15 protein-coding genes and 1 pseudogene are annotated in these 17,048 nt (G+C 59.0%); 11 read left to right on the top strand and 5 right to left on the bottom strand.

The window, feature by feature from the left end; genetic code table 11:
* Positions 1-29: 29 nt before the first annotated feature.
* The gene (locus MO767_RS20680; protein WP_282482020.1) at positions 30-494 is read right to left on the bottom strand and encodes a DUF2269 family protein; all 465 of its coding nucleotides are present in this window, start codon (positions 492-494) and stop codon (positions 30-32) included.
* A gap of 99 nt (positions 495-593) precedes the next feature.
* Between MO767_RS20680 and dinG the strand changes: the two genes are divergently transcribed.
* The 5 genes from dinG to pdxH all read left to right on the top strand — a co-directional run bounded on the left by dinG (position 594) and on the right by pdxH (position 8,551).
* Positions 594-2,738: an ATP-dependent DNA helicase DinG gene (dinG, locus tag MO767_RS20675; protein WP_282482019.1), complete on the top strand. Its 2,145-nt coding sequence runs from the start codon at positions 594-596 to the stop codon at positions 2,736-2,738.
* Positions 2,739-2,834: 96 nt separating this feature from the next.
* On the top strand, positions 2,835-5,363 hold the full coding sequence (locus MO767_RS20670) for a beta-galactosidase (RefSeq protein WP_282482018.1): 2,529 nt from the start codon (positions 2,835-2,837) through the stop codon (positions 5,361-5,363).
* 139 nt (positions 5,364-5,502) lie between these two features.
* Positions 5,503-6,648 carry a serine hydrolase domain-containing protein gene (locus MO767_RS20665; RefSeq protein WP_282482017.1) on the top strand — a complete coding sequence of 382 codons (1,146 nt, stop codon included), beginning with the start codon at positions 5,503-5,505 and terminating at the stop codon, positions 6,646-6,648.
* 112 nt (positions 6,649-6,760) lie between these two features.
* Positions 6,761-7,879: an OmpA family protein gene (locus tag MO767_RS20660; protein ID WP_282482016.1), complete on the top strand. Its 1,119-nt coding sequence runs from the start codon at positions 6,761-6,763 to the stop codon at positions 7,877-7,879.
* Between the two features lie 24 nt (positions 7,880-7,903).
* Positions 7,904-8,551, top strand: a complete 648-nt coding sequence (gene pdxH / locus MO767_RS20655; RefSeq protein ID WP_282482015.1) for a pyridoxamine 5'-phosphate oxidase — start codon at positions 7,904-7,906, stop codon at positions 8,549-8,551.
* Positions 8,552-8,556: 5 nt separating this feature from the next.
* On the opposite strand, the gene MO767_RS20650 is transcribed toward pdxH, so the two are convergent.
* Positions 8,557-8,793, bottom strand: a complete 237-nt coding sequence (locus MO767_RS20650) for a hypothetical protein (protein ID WP_282482014.1) — start codon at positions 8,791-8,793, stop codon at positions 8,557-8,559.
* Between the two features lie 167 nt (positions 8,794-8,960).
* On the opposite strand from MO767_RS20650, the gene MO767_RS20645 reads away from it, so the two are divergent.
* From MO767_RS20645 to MO767_RS20630, 4 genes are all read left to right on the top strand, one after another.
* Complete coding sequence (locus tag MO767_RS20645) at positions 8,961-9,425, top strand: glycine zipper 2TM domain-containing protein (RefSeq protein WP_282482013.1); 465 nt, start codon at positions 8,961-8,963, stop codon at positions 9,423-9,425.
* Between the two features lie 687 nt (positions 9,426-10,112).
* Positions 10,113-10,763: a hypothetical protein gene (locus MO767_RS20640; RefSeq protein WP_282482012.1), complete on the top strand. Its 651-nt coding sequence runs from the start codon at positions 10,113-10,115 to the stop codon at positions 10,761-10,763.
* Positions 10,763-11,194, top strand: coding sequence for a phage holin family protein (locus MO767_RS20635; protein WP_282482011.1), 432 nt, complete (start codon positions 10,763-10,765; stop codon positions 11,192-11,194). Before MO767_RS20640 ends, MO767_RS20635 begins: the two co-directional genes overlap by 1 nt.
* Complete coding sequence (locus MO767_RS20630; RefSeq protein ID WP_282482010.1) at positions 11,191-12,015, top strand: DUF3618 domain-containing protein; 825 nt, start codon at positions 11,191-11,193, stop codon at positions 12,013-12,015. Before MO767_RS20635 ends, MO767_RS20630 begins: the two co-directional genes overlap by 4 nt.
* A 66-nt stretch (positions 12,016-12,081) precedes the next feature.
* Here the strand turns inward: MO767_RS20630 and MO767_RS20625 are convergent, their stop codons facing one another.
* A complete protein-coding gene (locus MO767_RS20625) occupies positions 12,082-12,867 on the bottom strand; it encodes an MBL fold metallo-hydrolase (protein WP_282482009.1) in 786 nt (261 codons plus the stop codon).
* A gap of 87 nt (positions 12,868-12,954) precedes the next feature.
* On the opposite strand from MO767_RS20625, the gene MO767_RS20620 reads away from it, so the two are divergent.
* The gene (locus MO767_RS20620) at positions 12,955-13,923 is read left to right on the top strand and encodes a helix-turn-helix domain-containing protein (protein ID WP_282482008.1); all 969 of its coding nucleotides are present in this window, start codon (positions 12,955-12,957) and stop codon (positions 13,921-13,923) included.
* A gap of 170 nt (positions 13,924-14,093) precedes the next feature.
* Here MO767_RS20620 and MO767_RS20615 read toward each other — a convergent pair.
* Positions 14,094-14,297 (bottom strand): annotated as a pseudogene (locus MO767_RS20615) (toxin); the annotation flags it as partial.
* Between the two features lie 121 nt (positions 14,298-14,418).
* Positions 14,419-15,606, bottom strand: a complete 1,188-nt coding sequence (gene nhaA, locus MO767_RS20610; RefSeq protein ID WP_282482007.1) for a Na+/H+ antiporter NhaA — start codon at positions 15,604-15,606, stop codon at positions 14,419-14,421.
* 240 nt (positions 15,607-15,846) lie between these two features.
* On the opposite strand from nhaA, the gene MO767_RS20605 reads away from it, so the two are divergent.
* Complete coding sequence (locus MO767_RS20605) at positions 15,847-16,941, top strand: PLP-dependent cysteine synthase family protein (protein ID WP_282482006.1); 1,095 nt, start codon at positions 15,847-15,849, stop codon at positions 16,939-16,941.
* Positions 16,942-17,048 lie beyond the last annotated feature (107 nt).

Raw genomic sequence — 17,048 nt, 5'->3', positions numbered from 1 at the left:
CACGAGAGCGTGGGAACGATCATGAAGCCCTAGAACATCGGCCGAGCCGTAGCAATCGCCACCAGCACCAACCCGACAATCAGATTAATCCCCACCAACTTGCGAATTTTCCCCAGCGTCGCAGCCCCGGTCGGCCAGTCCTGCGCCGCCACCGCCGTGCGCAACTCTGGCAACAACAATGCCTGAATCCGGATAAACAGCGCTGTCATCACCACGTACAACCCCATCATCACTTGCACATAGCGCGGCGCCGCTTCAAAACCGCTGTACTGCAAATGAATCATGCCCACACCGCTGACCGGCAACAGCACCACCGCGATCCAGACCCAGCGGAAAAAACCTTGAAACACTTCTACCCACAGCTTCAAGCGGGCAGGGCCTTCCAAAGCCTTCAATGCTGCGGGGCGCAAGACCATCCACGCGAAAAACATGCCGCCAACCCACACCAGGGCTGACAGTACATGCAGGGTATAAACAAGGCCAAAAGGTGTCATTGGGGTACTCCGTTCTGCGCGGGATTAATTAGCGGGGTATGATAGCGGCCGAACCGAACCACTGAAAATTTATCCAGCGTTTTTTGCGCCCGACAATCCATGATCAGCACCGAACTCAAAACCACGATCCAGGGCGCCTACTCGCGTTTTCTCGAAGCCAAGAGCCTCAAGCCGCGCTACGGCCAACGCCTGATGATCGCCGAAATTGCCAAGGTCCTCGGTGACATCGACACCGACGACGAAGGCCGGCGCAGTGGCGACCCCGCGATTGTCGCGGTGGAAGCCGGCACCGGTACCGGCAAAACCGTGGCCTACAGCCTGGCCGCCATCCCCACTGCCAAGGCCGCCGGCAAACGTCTGGTGATTGCCACGGCCACCGTGGCCCTGCAAGAGCAGATCGTCTACAAGGATTTGCCCGACCTGATGCGCAATAGCGGGCTGAATTTCAGCTTTGCCCTGGCCAAGGGGCGCGGGCGCTACATGTGCCTGTCCAAGCTCGACATGTTGCTCCAGGAAGGTCACGCGCAAACCGCCACGGCGCAGCTGTTTGAAGAAGAAGGTTTCAAGATCGAGGTCGACGAGGCCAGTCAAAAGCTGTTCACCAGCATGATCGAGAAACTCGCCGGCAATAAGTGGGACGGCGACCGCGACAGTTGGTCCACCGCCCTGGAAGACGCCGACTGGGCGCGCCTGACCACCGATCACAGCCAGTGCACCAACCGCCATTGCCCGAATTTCGGCCAGTGCGCCTTCTACAAGGCCCGCGAAGGCATGGGCAAGGTCGACGTGATCGTCACCAACCACGACATGGTCCTGGCCGACCTGGCGCTGGGCGGCGGTGCCGTGCTGCCGGACCCGCGCGACACCATCTACGTGTTCGACGAAGGCCACCACCTGCCGGACAAGGCCATCGGCCATTTCGCCCATTACACGCGTCTGCGTTCCACCGCCGACTGGCTGGAAACCACCGCCAAGAACCTCACCAAATTGCTGGCCCAGCATCCGCTGCCGGGCGACCTGGGCAAGTTGATCGAGCAAGTGCCGGAGCTGGCGCGGGAGATCAAGACCCAGCAGCAGTTCATGTTCACTGCGTGCGAGCAGGTCGCCGATTTCAAACCCGGTGAAGATGTCGAGGGCCGTGAGCGGCCGCGTCATCGCTTCGTCGCCGGGGTGATCCCCGAGCACATGCGTGAAATGGGCGTCGAGTTGAAGAAGGGCTTTGCCCGTCTGACCGACCTGTTCACCCGGCTCACCGAACTGCTCAAGGAAGGCATGGACGGCGAGGTCAACATTGGCATCGCCAGTAACCAGGCCGAAGAGTGGTATCCGCTGTTCGGCAGCCTGTTGTCCCGTTCTTCGGGCAACTGGGAATTGTGGGGCGCTTTCACTGCTGAAGACCCGGAAGACAACCCGCCGATGGCCCGCTGGCTGACCCTGGCCGAAAGCGGTTCGCTGTTCGACATCGAGGTCAACGCCAGCCCGATCCTCGCGGCGGAAATGCTTCGTCGCAATTTGTGGAACGTGGCTTACGGCGCTCTGGTGACCTCCGCGACCTTGACCGCGCTCGGCACCTTCGACCGTTTCCGCATGCGCGCGGGTCTGCCGAAAAAAGCCGTGACCGCGGTGGTTCCAAGCCCGTTCCATCATGCTGACGCTGGCGTGCTGCGGGTGCCGGACCTGAAGGCCGATCCGCGTGATGCGCCGGCCCACACCGCGGCGATCATCCGTGACTTGCCAGCTTTGGTGGAAGGCTCGCGCGGCACCCTGGTGCTGTTCTCCTCGCGCAAACAGATGCAGGACGTGTTCGACGGCCTCGACCGCGACTGGCGCAAGCAAGTGTTCATTCAAGGCAACCTGTCGAAACAGGAAACCCTGAACAAGCACAAGGCGCGGGTCGATGGCGGCGATTCCAGTGTGTTGTTCGGCCTCGCGAGTTTCGCCGAAGGGGTCGACTTGCCCGGTGCGTACTGCGAACACGTGGTGATCGCGAAGATTCCATTCTCAGTGCCCGATGATCCGGTCGAAGCGGCCCTGGCCGAGTGGATCGAGGCTCGGGGTGGCAATCCGTTCATGGAAATCTCCGTGCCGGATGCTTCGCTGAAGCTGGTCCAGGCCTGTGGTCGCTTGCTGCGTACCGAAGAAGACCGCGGCACCATCACCTTGCTCGATCGACGCCTGGTCACCCAGCGTTATGGCAAAGCGATCCTCAATGCGTTGCCACCCTTCCGTCGTGAAATTTCCTGATACACCGGTGGGCAAATTTGCCCACCGCGTTGTCTATCTCTCTGCCATCGCATTTCCACTGGCCCATTGAAGGTCGTTAGGGAGAATTTCGTTCTCATGATTCGCCGTTCGCTGCGCCGTTCGTTACCTGCCGTTTTCGCTCTGATGTTCGCAGCCCCTTTGCTGGCGGCTCCTGCCGGCCAACAGACGCTGTTCAACTTTGTGCGCCCCGCCGATGTGGTCCAGGTGGCGACTCAGGACGCCAGCCTGCCGCAATCCAACGCCGAGCAAACGGCCGAAGGCGAAGTGCTGCGTCGGGTGACGTTCAACCCGGTGGCACAACCGACCTTGCGTCTGACCCCGCAGACTGGCGCCTGGGACTGGTCGCAGTCGGGCTTCATGAGTTTGCGGATTCAGAGCGCAATGGACTGGGCTGTGACCCTGTACGTGAAAATCCAGAGCAACGACGGCAAGACGTTGGTCAGCCGCGTCGACTTGCCGGCAGGCCCTGCGCAAACTTTGTGGGTGCCGCTGCAGCCCTTTACGCCATTGAGCCTGGGCCTGAAAGCCGGCCCGCCGATGCCGATCACTTTTGAGGGGCAGCGGGTATTGCTGGCCAGCAGCGCCGGTGAGCTGGAGCGCAGCCAGGTAGTGTCGGTGACCTTGTCGATGGATCAGCCAAAAGTTGCCCAGAGCATCCTGCTGGAACGCTTTGGCGTGCAGGACGGCGATGCGGTTACCCAAGCGGCTTTTGGCGGCCTTGTAGACGCTTACGGCCAGTCGACCCGGGCCAAATGGCCAGAGAAAGTCAGCAGCGACGAGCAACTGAAAAACGCTGCCGCCAAGGAACATCAGCAACTGAAAACCTGGCTGGCCGAGCGCGAGAAATCGTCCCTGGACAAGTTCGGTGGCTGGAACAAAGGCCCGGCATTCAAGGCCAGCGGCTTTTTCCGCACCGAAAAACGCGACGGTCGCTGGTACCTGGTGACGCCGGAAGGGCATCCGTTCTATTCGCTCGGGGTCAACAGCGTCACCCCGGACGTCGACCAGACCTACGTCGCCGGCCGCGAGTGGATGTTCGAGTCCCTGCCCAAACCCGACGAGCCGCTGGCCAGCCACTATGGCGAAGGCGATAACCGTGGTGGCAACGGCGTCGATCAGGGCCGAGGCTACAATGCCGGTCGCTGGTACGACTTCTATGGCGCCAACTTGCAGCGTCTGTATGGTCCGCCGTGTGTGGTGACCAGCGACTCCAAGGCCGGTGTCGCCGAAGCGGCCAAGGCTGACGCGGTTGCGGCAACGGCAACGGTGGAGAAGGCTGCTGAGCAACCCGTCGTTCCTTCGACGGCCGAATCCGGTGTCGCCGAAGCCGCCAAGACCGGCGCCGTCGAAGCAACCGCCGCGAAAGCAGCTGAGCAAACACCTGCCGAACCCTGCAGAGCGGTGGTTGATGAACAGCGCTGGGCCAGCCACACCCTTGATCGCCTGCAAGCCTGGGGTTTCAACACTCTCGGCAATTGGAGCGCCCCGGCGCTGGCCAACGCTGACCGTGTGCCCTATACCTTGCCGCTGTCGATCGTTGGCGATTACGCCAGCATCAGCACCGGCACCGACTGGTGGGGCGGTTTGCCCGATCCGTTCGACCCACGATTCGCCATGGCCACCGAACGTGCCGTGGCCATCGCCGCGCGCGACCATCGCGACGATCCATGGCTGATCGGCTACTTTGCCGACAACGAATTGGCCTGGGCCGGTCCCGGCGACGACCCGAAAGCCCGTTACGCCTTGGCCTACGGCACCTTGAAAATGACCACTGACGTGCCGGCCAAACGCGCGTTCCTCAAGCAATTGCGGGATAAATACCGCAATCAGGCGGGCCTTTCCAAAGCCTGGGGCATTGATTTGCCGGCCTGGGAATTGATGGAAGACCCGGGCTTCGAAGCGCCGCTGCCAAGTGCCGAACACCCGGAAATCGAAGCCGACTTCAAATACTTCCAGAAGGTCTTCGCCGACACTTACTTCAAGACCATTTCCGATTCGCTCAAGTGGCACGCGCCGAACCAGTTGTTGCTGGGAGGCCGGTTTGCCATCAGCACCCCGGAAGCGGTTGAGTCCTGCGCCCAGTATTGCGACGTGCTGAGCTTCAACATGTACACCCTGCAACCGCAGGACGGTTACGACTTCGCCACGCTGCGCAGCCTGGACAAACCGGTGCTGATCACTGAGTTCAACTTCGGCTCCGCGGATCGCGGCCCGTTCTGGGGCGGCGTGACGCAATTGGCGAAGGAAGAAGACCGTGGGTCCGCTTATGCCAATTTCCTCAAACAGGCGATGAGCGAACCGTCGATCGTCGGCGTGCACTGGTTCCAATACCTTGATCAACCGGTTACCGGTCGCCTGCTGGATGGTGAGAACGGTCACTTCGGGCTGGTGGGCATTACCGATCAGCCGTTCCAGGGTTTCGTCGATAGCGTGCGCAAGAGCAATTTGCAGACCGTCGATCAGCTTGGTAAAGAGGCCGAGAAGGCCAAGGCTGAGGCGGATAAAGCCGGTCAAGCAGCACAGGGCGGCAGAAAAGGCGAGGCTGGCAAAGGCGCAGGGCAGGGCGCTGGCCATGCGGGTGGGCATTCCGGTAATGGCCACTGAGTGCTGGCAGCTGCGTAAGATTTTCTGAGTGTTTCACCCGGGCTGGATGGCGACCGCCCGGCCCGGCCCTGTTCCCAAAACCGTCAATGGCTGGAACAATGCGGCCACTTTGTAGAACGTTTATCCAGAGGAGTTGCGGGTGCAGATTCAGGGTTTTTACGAGCTGAAGTTCGAAGCGGTGCGTGAGGCTTTCGCGGCGCTGTTCGACGATCCTCAGGAACGTGGCGCAGCGTTGTGCATCCAGATCGGCGGTGAAACCGTGGTCGACCTTTGGGCCGGCAGCGCTGACAAGGATGGTACCGAAGCCTGGCACAGCGACACCATCGCCAATCTGTTCTCCTGCACCAAGACCTTTACCGCTGTGACCGCGCTGCAACTGGTGGCCGAAGGCAAGCTGCAACTGGATGCCCCGGTTGCCCGCTACTGGCCCGAGTTCGCCGCCGCCGGCAAAGAGTCCGTGACCCTGCGTCAATTGCTCTGCCATCAGGCTGGTCTGCCGGCGCTGCGTGAGCTGTTGGCACCGGAAGCCCTTTACGACTGGCAAACCATGGTTGACGCCCTGGCCGCCGAAGAACCGTGGTGGACGCCGGGGGTTGGTCACGGTTATGCCGCGATCACCTACGGCTGGCTGGTCGGTGAGTTACTGCGGCGTGCCGACGGTCGTGGGCCGGGTGAGGCCATCGTGGCGCGGGTCGCAAAGCCTTTGGGCCTGGATTTCCACGTCGGCCTGGCGGACCAGGAGTTCCATCGCGTGGCGCACATCGCCCGTGGCAAGGGCAATGTCGGCGATGCCGCCGCCCAGCGTTTGCTGCAAGTGACCATGCGCGAGCCGGCGGCCATGACCACGAGGGCGTTCACTAATCCGCCGTCGATCATGACCAGCACCAACAAACCCGAGTGGCGACGCATGCAGCAGCCGGCTGCCAATGGTCATGGCAATGCCCGCAGCCTGGCCGGGTTCTATGCCGGCCTGCTCGATGGCAGCTTGCTGGAAAGCGAAATGCTCGAGGAACTGACGCGCGAGCACAGCCTCGGCGAGGACAAGACTTTACTGACCCGGACCCGTTTCGGCCTGGGTTGCATGCTTGATCAACCGGACGTCCCCAACGCCACCTACGGCCTCGGTCCTCGTGCGTTCGGTCATCCGGGAGCCGGCGGTTCCACCGGTTTTGCTGACCCGGAACACGATGTGGCCTTCGGCTTTGTGACAAATACCTTAGGTCCGTACGTCTTGATGGATCCGCGCGCACAAAAGCTTGTGCGAGCACTAGCCACTTGTCTGTAAATCACGCTCAGGGGTTCCAGGGCCGGAACCCCAAGGCCTTTATGTTTTCCAAGCGTCTGTTTATCCGGGTCAATCCGGCTTGATTTTTCATTACTTATTTTGTGGATATCCAATGTCATCCAATAAAACTCTCGCTTTGGCCCTGTGCTTTGCTATTACCGGTTGCGCACAAACTCCACAAAATGACTCGGATGGCAGCAGCTGGTGGCCGTTCGGTTCCTCCGACAAAGTCGCCGCTAAAACCCCGGCTCCGGCCCCTCTGAAGCCTGCGGCAACCGCTCCGGTGGCCAAGACTGAAAGCGCCAGCCCTTGGTACTGGCCGTTCGGTTCCGATGACGGCGCCAACAAGACGCCTGCCAAGCCTGAAGTGAAAGCTGAAGCCAAGCCTGAAGCCAAACCGGTCGAGGTTGCCAAGGCCAAGGCTGAGGCCGATGCAGGTGGCAAATGGTGGTGGCCGTTCGGTGGTAAAGAGCAAAGCACCGCTAAAGCCGTGCCAATGCCTGATCCTAAAGTCACTCAGGCCTGGCTCGACGACTACGAACCGCGCCTGCGCGAAGCGATCAAGGGCAGCAACCTGCAACTCGAGCGCCGTGAAAACGTATTGGTGGTGACCGCGCCGGTAGACGGCTCGTTCAACCCTGACCGTCCGGCCATGCTGCTGCCGGTGACCCTCGGCCCGTTCACTCGTGTCGCGAAAATCCTTGAAGTTGATCCGAAAACTGCCGTGCTGGTGCTGGGTCACAGTGATACGTCGGGCGCCGCACCGGCCAACGTGAAACTGAGCCAGGAGCGTGCCCAGGCTGTGGCAGCGATTTTCCGCCTCAGCGGTTTGCAGCGTGATCGTTTGATGCTGCGCGGTATGGGTGGCGAAGCTCCGCGCGCTGCCAACGACAGCAATGAAGGCCGTGCCTTGAACCGTCGCGTCGAACTGCTGGTGACCCCGCAAAACACCATGGTCGCGTTGCTGAGCAAGTACAACATGCCGGCGCCGGCGCCAGTGAGCCAGGTCGCTGCCAAGGACATCAAGCCAGTGTCCACGCCGGTCACCCCTGCGCCAGCCGCGAAAAAAGCGGCTGTACCCGCCGCGAAAAAGGCCCCGACCAAGAAAGCCGCCGCCAAGAAGTCGCCAGCTAAAACCGCGACTCCGGCGAAAAAGACTGCTCCGGCCAAAGCCGCTGCCGACACGAAAAAAGTCACCGCCGCTGCCGATGCAGACGCCACAAAAAAGTGATTCGTTAACCAAAAGGAATGCGCCATGACCCAGGGCCTGGCTGATATGCGTCGCGACTACACCCGTGATGGCCTGACCGAGGCGCAAGCCCCGGCCGAGCCATTCGCGCTGTTCCATCAGTGGTTTGCCGACGCGGTGAAAACCGAGCAGGCGCCGGTGGAAGCCAACGCCATGACCCTGGCCACCGTCGATCAGGACGGTCGGCCGCATTGCCGGATTCTGCTGCTCAAGGGGCTGGACGAGCAGGGCTTCACCTTCTTCACCAACTACGACAGTGCCAAGGGCCAGCATCTGGCCGCGAACCCGTTCGCGGCCATGACCTTTTTCTGGCCGGCCCTTGAGCGCCAGGTGCGCATCGAAGGGCGAGTGGTGAAAGTTACGCCTGAAGAGTCCGACGCCTACTTCCAGGTCCGGCCACTGGGCAGCCGCCTCGGTGCCTGGGCCTCGCCCCAGAGCCGGGTGATCGCCGATCGTGCCGAGCTGGAAGCACTGCTCAAGAACGTCGAGCAACGTTTCAGCGACACGCAACCTCATTGCCCTGAGCATTGGGGTGGTTACCGTTTGTTACCGCAGCGCATCGAGTTCTGGCAGGGCCGTCCGAGCCGCCTGCACGATCGCCTCAACTATCGTTTGCAGGGTGCCGACTGGATTCTTGAACGTCTGGCACCTTAAGCCGTCTACCGATCGGGATAGCCTGCCGCAGCGGCTTCAAGCCACTGCGGCAGGTCTCGGCGCTTGATCTTCTGCGCTTGAGCGTTCGCCAGTTGCTGGAGCATGAAAACCTTTTTCTGCTCGTCTTTACCCGCCAGAGCCAACGCCAGATCGCGGTCCATCCAGCGTTTGATCCGCACGTATAGCCACCAGTGGAAATACAACCCGGCAACGGTAGTGGCGACAATGATGAAGTAATCCATGACAATCCTTGGGCAGCGGCGCAGATTCCGGAATTTGCCGCTACTGTGTGTTGAGTTCGTGGAGGTGCCTGTACCGGGCCTGAATCAAACCAATTTTATCCGGGCGATGCCGTGACAGGCGTCAAGCTGCGGAGTTTAATGAATACCTGTCCTTTGGAGTTGATGCTATGCGTAAGTCTGTTCTGCTGGTTGCTTCCTTTTCCACGATGGCGATGTTGCTCACTGGCTGCCAATCGAGCCTGACCGGTGACTCCTACTCCCGTGACGAAGCGCGTCGCGTGCAGACCGTTCGCATGGGCACCATCGAGTCGCTGCGTCCGGTGAAAATCGAAGGTACCAAGACCCCAATTGGCGGCGCCGCTGGCGCAGTCGTCGGTGGTGTCGGCGGTAGCGCCATCGGTGGCGGTCGCGGCAGTATCGTGGCAGCGGTGATCGGCGCAGTCGCCGGCGGTCTGCTCGGCTCGGCCACCGAAGAAGGCCTGACCCGTACACAAGGCGTCGAAATCACCGTTCGCGAAGACGACGGCAGCATGCGCGCCTACGTGCAACAGGTTCAGGAGAATGAAGTATTCCGTGTTGGCGAGCGGGTGCGGATTGCTACTGTTGATGGGACTAGCCGCGTTTCGCATTAAGCGGGAACACGGGTAAAAGAAAACCCCGATCAGGTGACTGGTCGGGGTTTTTTGTGTCTGTCGCTTTCAGTTTTGTCTGATCTAAAATTGTTAGTCTTGGCAGAGTCCCATGTAGTACACCAAGTTGGCTCTGAAGGGGTTGCCAACCAGTTCCATAATCGTGTTTGCATATGGGCGTGGAAAAATCTTACCGTCAATACCGCTCCCGGATCGACAGTGCATTCACAACGAATTGGTAGAAAACTTTGCTCTACTAAATGGCGTATTTCTAAAGTCGTCAGACAGCATGCTTGGTCGTCTCGACGGGAGCCAGCCAAATGACTTTTGTCTGAAGGATCTTGAGGAAGCGTCGTGGAAGTACGCGCTTGATAGGGCTTAACCTAATTCATTGGCTAGGGGCTCGCCCTTGATAGTAGACCTTTACGTCCCTAATCCTCAGACCCTTTCGCGCTCGGGCCACGGTTCACCATGCATTGCCCGCGAAACGCCTAAGCCGTTACCTCTTCTTTCCTCGTAGCTGGTGCAGGTAAGTGAGTCCACCGCCATCCAAGCGACGGACTGAGAGCATCACTCATCATTCCGTTGGAACTCCCCATAACGCTGCTCCGTCATTTGAAATGAGGGGGGCTACGGGTACTTCGTGGCGAACCCTGATAACGCTTTTTCATTCAGAAGGCGAGGGACGACATGAATACTTCAGACAGCACCACTGGGAGTCAGGCAGATAAAACCGACTCATCAGGGTCAGAGCAGAACTTCGAACACTTGAAAGAAAACGTAACTGAGGCGCTTGGCGGCGCCAGGCAGCAGGCTGACGCGCAGTTCGATGAATACAGGGATAAGGCAGCAGACCAGATTGAGGCGTTGGCAAAGGGAGCGAAATCCGTCGTTTCCGAACTTGAAAGCAAAGACGCGCTCGGCATGTCCGACTACCTCGCTGAGATGGCGGAATCCATGAGCGGCCTAGCCGGGAACCTGCGTGGAAAAAGTGCCGAACAATTGCTCCATGACGGCGCCGACCTGGCTCGTAATAACCCGACACTGTTCATTGCTGGCAGCATTGCACTGGGTTTTGGCCTATCGCGCTTTCTGAAGGCCGGTAGCGCCCCTGCGGCGACATTCACCGACTCTAGCGACCCGGCAGCAGGTAACTCAATGCCTCCATCAGGTGGTTTTGGCGCTCAACGACCCTATGAAACCTCCGTTCCATCTCGCACCGATCAAAGCCCGGGTCTGGCCACTGGCATCACCCCGGCTTCGCCAAATGAGCAAGACCATCCTTCGGACTTCGCGACGAACTCGACACCCGGTTCTACATCCTTCAAAGGAGCGCTGTGATGAACAGAGAAGATCCAGATTTGCCGGAGGTAAGACCGGTGCTCGCGCCTGATTCTGACGCTTCGGTCGTCGGGCTGTTACGGCAGCTGTCCCGAGAAGTACCCGCGCTGTTCACCAAGGAGCTCGCTTTGGCCAAAGCTGAGTTTCAAGCCAGTCTCACGACACTCAAGGCAGGCATTGCCGGTGTCGCGGGTGGTGTGATTGTGCTGCTGGCGGGGTTCATCATTTTGTTGATGTCCGCCGTCTATGGCCTCAGCACTGTGATGGCACCGTGGTTGGCAGCGCTGATTGTCGGTGCGGTGGTGATGATCGTAGGGTTCGCCATGCTGCAGTCGGGGAAAAAACAATTCGAACCGTCCAACTTCAAGCCTGATCGCACGCTGGATGCTTTGAATAAAGATCAGGAAGCGCTGCGGAGGAAAGTCTCATGAACAGTGAATTCGAAACTGAGTCGCAGAAAAGCCCCGAGGCCATCGAACGTGAAATAGACGCGCAACGGGCCAGCATCGGTAACATCGTCGATGCGCTGGAAAGCAAATTCACACCGGGTCAGGTGTTCGATCAGGCGTTGTCCTTCATGCAGAGCAACGGCACGACGTTCCTGACCAACCTGGGAACCAATGTTCGTAATAATCCCGTTCCTGCGGTGCTGACGTCGGTTGGTTTGCTGTGGTTGATGATGAGCCAGAACCGTCCACCATCCGCTCACCCAAGCTATCGCGTGGGCCCGGATCAGGACAAAGTAGGGGAATGGGCCGATGGCCTTGCTGATGGTATCGACAGTGCCCGTGACCATTTGCACCAGACTGCGGACACGCTCAAGGAGGGCTTCCAAACCGTTAAAGGCAAAGCGGCGAACCTTGGTGACAACTTGGGGGCTGCCACCGAAAACATCAGCCATGCCGTTCATGACGCCAGCGACCGTTTAGTGCGCAGTACACACGTGATGAGCAATCAATTCAGCCAGTTGCTGAAGGAGCAGCCCCTGATGGTTGCCGCTGCGGGTATCGCGTTAGGGGCCATGTTGGGGGCGGCATTCCCTTCGTCAGCGACTGAGCAACGCTATATGGGCAAAACCAGCGCAGGCCTGGCCGACAAGGTAAAACAACAGGCACGGGAAGGCTTTGAAGCGGTACGCGATACGGTGACAAAAACGACTGATCACTCGGATGTGGCCGTGAAACCGGAAGGGGAGCACCGAGCAGCATCCGATACGTCCGCCGATCTGTCTCGAGGAATGGGTACGTCATAAAGGGGTTGTATGAAAGGCGGGAGGTTCAACACTGACCTCCCGCTGCTCTCCGGTAGGCAAACAGTATTAACACCTAGTCAGCTCTAAGGTTTCGCCATCTGCGGGAATACGCAGTCTCGATTCGATATTTGCACGAATTGCTGCCGCTGAAAGATCAGCACGAGATACCGGGCAATGACCCACCGCCTCTAAATGGTTCGCTACAACTGTACCTTTGGATATTCTTGTGAACTCAACAACCTCTTCAATTCCCATGATGATTTCGCCACCGATATCGAACTGTGCACCACCGGCTGGCACGACGCTAACTTGGGGCTGATGGCGTAAAACGAACTCCCGTACAACTGGTGAAAGAATCGTATCGCCACTCAGGTAGATACTGGGTTCCCCCGGCATCTCAATGAAGTAACCGACACCATGCTCCATCAATTTGCCAATAAAGCCTTCTCCATGGGTACATTTGACCGTGTGAATCGTGCCGCCAAGGAAGGGGATACCCTGCTCGTGGTCGTTCGTAAGCGGTCGGATGTTTAAGCCACGCTTGGCCAGATATGGAGCATCGCGGGGGGTACAGATCACTGGAATCTGCTTTTCCCTCAGCCAGCGCGTCGCTGCCCGATCCAAGTGATCAAAGTGCCCCTTCTGACAATGTGTGATCAGGCAATGCGTCACCGATTCAAGTGCGTTGGCAGCTGACTCAGGCAAGTCAACCAACGGGTTTCGCAATCTGGCGCCGAACAAGCGCAGAGGTGGAAGCGCACCTTTCGGCGCGAGCATAGGATCGACGAGGATGCGGGTGAGGCCGAATTCGAGAATTATCGTAGCGTTGCGTATTTGCCGAATTTTCATCATGAAGCCTCTTAGGGAGTGGCTTCATTGTGCACGCCTGCTTCTGCGGCCATAATGGCAGAATTAGTCATAATTGATTCAATTTAAGCCATGTCTAAAACCTTACGAGTTGGCCTCCTTTTGTTTCCCCAGTGCATGCCCGCAGGTCTGCTCTCCTTCGCCGATCTACTGCACGCAACTAACCGGCGCACGGGGCGCGAGATTTTTGAAACCTGCTATGTGGCACTGCAGGCAGGGCCAGTGGAATGTGCTAATGACGTAACACTGCAAGCGAAGTACACCCTCGCCAATAGCGAGTTAGACGCCATCCTCGTGCCAGGTTTCTGGGCGGAATCCGCAGAGCAGGTGGAAAAGACTCTGGCTAACCATGCAAACCTGGTGGCGTCCCTGTCGAGCCATTCCAGGCGATGTCAGCTTTGGAGTTACTGCACGGGGGTTTGTCTGCTGGCTGCCAGCGGCCAGTTGAAAGACCAGCCGGCGACGGTGACTTGGTGGCTCGCTGAAGCGATGGTACAGCGCTACAAGAAGGTGCACTGGCGGAGCGAGCAGAACTGCGTCTTCAATGAGCGAACCGCCACCGCTTCGGGCGTAAACGGCTATCTGCCTATTGCCCAGACGCTGATAGAGCGGAATGTCAGTCCCGAAGTCTTTCGCGACTTAATCAAGTTGATGGTGCTCCCTCGTCCTGCACTCTCTCACACCGCCTTCCAGGCCATGAGCCTGATAGAGCAGTCCGGCAAGCTCCTGCGAAAGCTGCATGCTCTGCTTGAGCAGATGCCGGCTGAACAGATCACGGTGAAGGTATTGGCGGGAAAGCTCGGAATGTCTGAACGTACACTCGCTCGTAAGGTAAGAGAGGAAACTGGCCTTGCAGTGGGATCTTATGCCCGGCGTGTCAAGCTGAACCAAGTCAGTGAACGCATTGCTCTTACCTCAGTACCTGTCAGCACAATCAGTGTAGAACTCGGATTTAGCAGCGACTCAAATATGCGACGTATGTTCAAGGAATTGACCGGTCTTACGCCTGTAGAGTACCGACAGAAATTTGGCTGTTACTAGGACATTTCTGAAGTACATGGCGCATAAAAGTTACCCATAACATGCCTGATGGGAGCGCTGTTGAGTGCAGTCCGCAATCAATGGAAGAACCTAATCAGAGGAGGCTGATCGGGTAGTGGATTATGTCGCGCTATCTCGATGACGGGGCAGTGCGCATTGATAATAAATGGGCCTGCGCGAACGGCTTCGTGTTTTTTCGCGACAACTTCACGACTCCGTTCGAAGGCGTCTTGCCTCGCGAGCATGGCGTCGTAAGCGTTTTGTCTGGCTTCCCGCGCGGCCAGTTCGGTGGCCGTCATGAAGCGGTGAGTGACGTGATGACCGTCGCCTGACGGTGGGTTCTTAACCCGGGGAATGTCCTTATTGCCAGCCACTGATCTTCCTTGCGTTCGTACGTCGACAACCCCCAAAAAAGGGGCTGTGCGACGTTAACGAACGAGGCTGATCGTGACTGTAGGACGAGTCTTCAATGACTCTAAGAGTTGTCTCTGATTATCAGGATGGCAACGCAGTGCTCTTGCGACTCGCTGCCGCCGTCACTGCATAACCAATCAACGCCGCCAGTATCGAACCGGTCAAAATCCCCATCCGATCCATCCCGGCGTATTCACTGACACCCGGCTCAAACGCCAGGGAGCCGACAAACAGGCTCATGGTGAAGCCGATGCCGCAGAGGATTGCGACGCCCAATACCTGGCCCCAGTTGGCGCCTTGGGGCAGGACCGCAATGCCGATTTTCACGGCCAGCCAGGTCAGGCCGAAGACGCCGAGGGTTTTGCCCAGCAGCAGGCCGACCGCGATACCCATCGGCACGTGGTGGGTAAAGCTTTCGACGGTCACGCCGCTCAGGGACAGGCCCGCGTTGGCGAAGGCGAACAGCGGCAGGATGCCGTAGGCCACCCACGGATGCAGGGCGTGTTCGAGGGTCAGCAGTGGCGAAGGTTCGGCGTTTTTTGTGCGCAGGGGAATGCAGAAGGCCAGGGTCACACCGGCCAGTGTCGCGTGGACACCGCTCTTGAGCACACAAACCCAAAGGATCAGGCCGATGATCATGTACGGCCCGAGCTTGACCACCCCGAGCCGGTTCATCGCGATCAACGCCACGATGCACGTCGCGGCCAGAGCCAGCGAAAGGGTCGAGAGCGTACCCGAGTAGAAGATCGCAATGACGATGATTGCGCCGAGGTCGTCAATAATCGCCAACGTCATCAGGAACAGCTTCAGCGACACCGGCACCCGCTTACCCAGCAGGGCCAGTACGCCGAGGGCGAAGGCGATGTCGGTGGCCATCGGGATGGCCCAGCCACCCAGAGCTGCCGGGTCATCGCGGTTCAGAAACCAGTAGATCAGCGCCGGAACCACCATGCCGCCAATCGCCGCCGCGCCGGGCAGGACGATTTGCGACGGTTTCGACAGTTGACCGTCAAGAACTTCGCGCTTCACTTCCAGCCCGATCAGCAGGAAGAACAGGGCCATCAGGCCGTCGTTGATCCACAGCAGCGCCGGTTTGGCGATTTGCAATGCGCCGACCTGCGCCACTACCGGAGTGTCGAGAAAACTGCTGTAAAGCCACGACAGTGGGGAATTGTTGATGATCAAAGCCAGGGCAGCAGCGGCGATCAATAACAGTCCGCTGGCAGCTTCCAACTGGAAGAAACGCGTGAAAGTGCTACGCAGAGGCAAGGTCGCTCTCCATCGATGAATTCAAAAGGTGGCACACCCTAACCCGTACCGTTAGTTGTTAAAACAAAAGTTATATTCTTTTTTGTTATATGCCGTTACAACGTGAACGAACAGCAGGGACCTGAGCCTAGCAGTTGTCGGGCGTATTGAACCTCAGCTGTACCTGTGCGTGATGTAGGTTTTTTCCTAAGCTTATTAGCTGAGCCTTGCAAACAAGGCCGACTCAACGAGAAAACCACCATGAGCGACAACCGACAGTGGGCCCGCGAAGCCATCCGGATCATCGAAGCCGACTTCCAGCGCAGCGCCGACACCCACCTGATTCCCTTGCCGCTGCCGGGTTTTCCGGGCATCGAGTTGTATTTCAAGGATGAGTCCAGTCATCCCACCGGCAGTCTGAAGCACCGTTTGGCGCGCTCGCTGTTTCTGTATGCGCTGTGTAACGGCTGGCTCAAGCCCGGGGCGCCGGTGATTGAAGCGTCCAGCGGTTCGACGGCGATTTCCGAGGCGTACTTCGCCAGTTTGCTGGGCTTGCCGTTCATTGCGGTGATGCCGGCGACCACCTCCAAAGAGAAGATCGCGCAGATCGCTTTCTACGGCGGCAAGAGTCATCTGGTCGATGATCCGACGCAGATCTACGCCGAATCCGAGCGCCTGGCCCGCGAACACGATGGGCATTTCATCGACCAGTTCACCTATGCTGAGCGCGCTACCGATTGGCGGGCGAACAACAACATCGCTGAGTCGATCTTCCAGCAAATGCGCTTCGAACTGCACCCCGAGCCGAGCTGGCTGATCTCCAGCCCCGGCACCGGCGGCACCACCGCGACGCTGGGCCGTTACGTGCGTTACCGCCAACATTGCACACGCGTGCTCTGCGCCGATGCCGAGCGCTCGGTGTTCTTCGATTACTACCAGACCGGCGACGCCAGTCTGCGCCTGGATTGCGGTTCGCGGATTGAAGGCATTGGCCGGCCTCGGGTGGAAGCGTCGTTCCTGCCCAAAGTGATCGATGCGATGGTCAAGGTGCCGGACGCGTTGTCTCTGGCGGCCATGCATTACCTGGCACAGCGTTTGGGACGTCGGGTCGGCGGGTCGAGCGGGACCAACCTGATCGGCGCCTTGATGGCGGCCCAGCAGATGGCGGAGGCGGGGGAGTCGGGGTCGATCGTGGCGATACTGTGTGATGGCGGCGAGCGCTATGCGACCACCTATTACGATCAGGCTTGGCTCAAGGCCCAGGGGTATGAGTTGAATGGTTTGATGGATGCGGTGGCGGGGAGTGTCGAGCGCGGTGAGCCGCTGCCGGCCAGCGTGTTGCGCGCAAACATCTAAGCTCGTTCAGACGCTGAAAACCCTTGAGGGTGATGTAAATCGCCTGCGCACCACAAAGCCAATGTGGGAGCGAGCTTGCTCGCGATAGCGGTAGACCAGTCAGCATA

The sequence above is a fragment of the Pseudomonas sp. UYIF39 genome (assembly GCF_029963765.1).
Taxonomy (GTDB): Bacteria; Pseudomonadota; Gammaproteobacteria; order Pseudomonadales; family Pseudomonadaceae; genus Aquipseudomonas.
This window is presented reverse-complemented; position numbering and strand designations above follow the sequence as displayed.

Coding starts and splice junctions, on each gene's coding strand:
- MO767_RS20680 (WP_282482020.1), bottom strand. CDS start 494: ATGACACCTTTTGGCCTTGTTTATACCCTGCATGTACTGTCAGCCCTG.
- dinG (WP_282482019.1), top strand. CDS start 594: ATGATCAGCACCGAACTCAAAACCACGATCCAGGGCGCCTACTCGCGT.
- MO767_RS20670 (WP_282482018.1), top strand. CDS start 2,835: ATGATTCGCCGTTCGCTGCGCCGTTCGTTACCTGCCGTTTTCGCTCTG.
- MO767_RS20660 (WP_282482016.1), top strand. CDS start 6,761: ATGTCATCCAATAAAACTCTCGCTTTGGCCCTGTGCTTTGCTATTACC.
- pdxH (WP_282482015.1), top strand. CDS start 7,904: ATGACCCAGGGCCTGGCTGATATGCGTCGCGACTACACCCGTGATGGC.
- MO767_RS20650 (WP_282482014.1), bottom strand. CDS start 8,793: ATGGATTACTTCATCATTGTCGCCACTACCGTTGCCGGGTTGTATTTC.
- MO767_RS20645 (WP_282482013.1), top strand. CDS start 8,961: ATGCGTAAGTCTGTTCTGCTGGTTGCTTCCTTTTCCACGATGGCGATG.
- MO767_RS20640 (WP_282482012.1), top strand. CDS start 10,113: ATGAATACTTCAGACAGCACCACTGGGAGTCAGGCAGATAAAACCGAC.
- MO767_RS20635 (WP_282482011.1), top strand. CDS start 10,763: ATGAACAGAGAAGATCCAGATTTGCCGGAGGTAAGACCGGTGCTCGCG.
- MO767_RS20630 (WP_282482010.1), top strand. CDS start 11,191: ATGAACAGTGAATTCGAAACTGAGTCGCAGAAAAGCCCCGAGGCCATC.
- MO767_RS20625 (WP_282482009.1), bottom strand. CDS start 12,867: ATGATGAAAATTCGGCAAATACGCAACGCTACGATAATTCTCGAATTC.
- MO767_RS20620 (WP_282482008.1), top strand. CDS start 12,955: ATGTCTAAAACCTTACGAGTTGGCCTCCTTTTGTTTCCCCAGTGCATG.
- MO767_RS20605 (WP_282482006.1), top strand. CDS start 15,847: ATGAGCGACAACCGACAGTGGGCCCGCGAAGCCATCCGGATCATCGAA.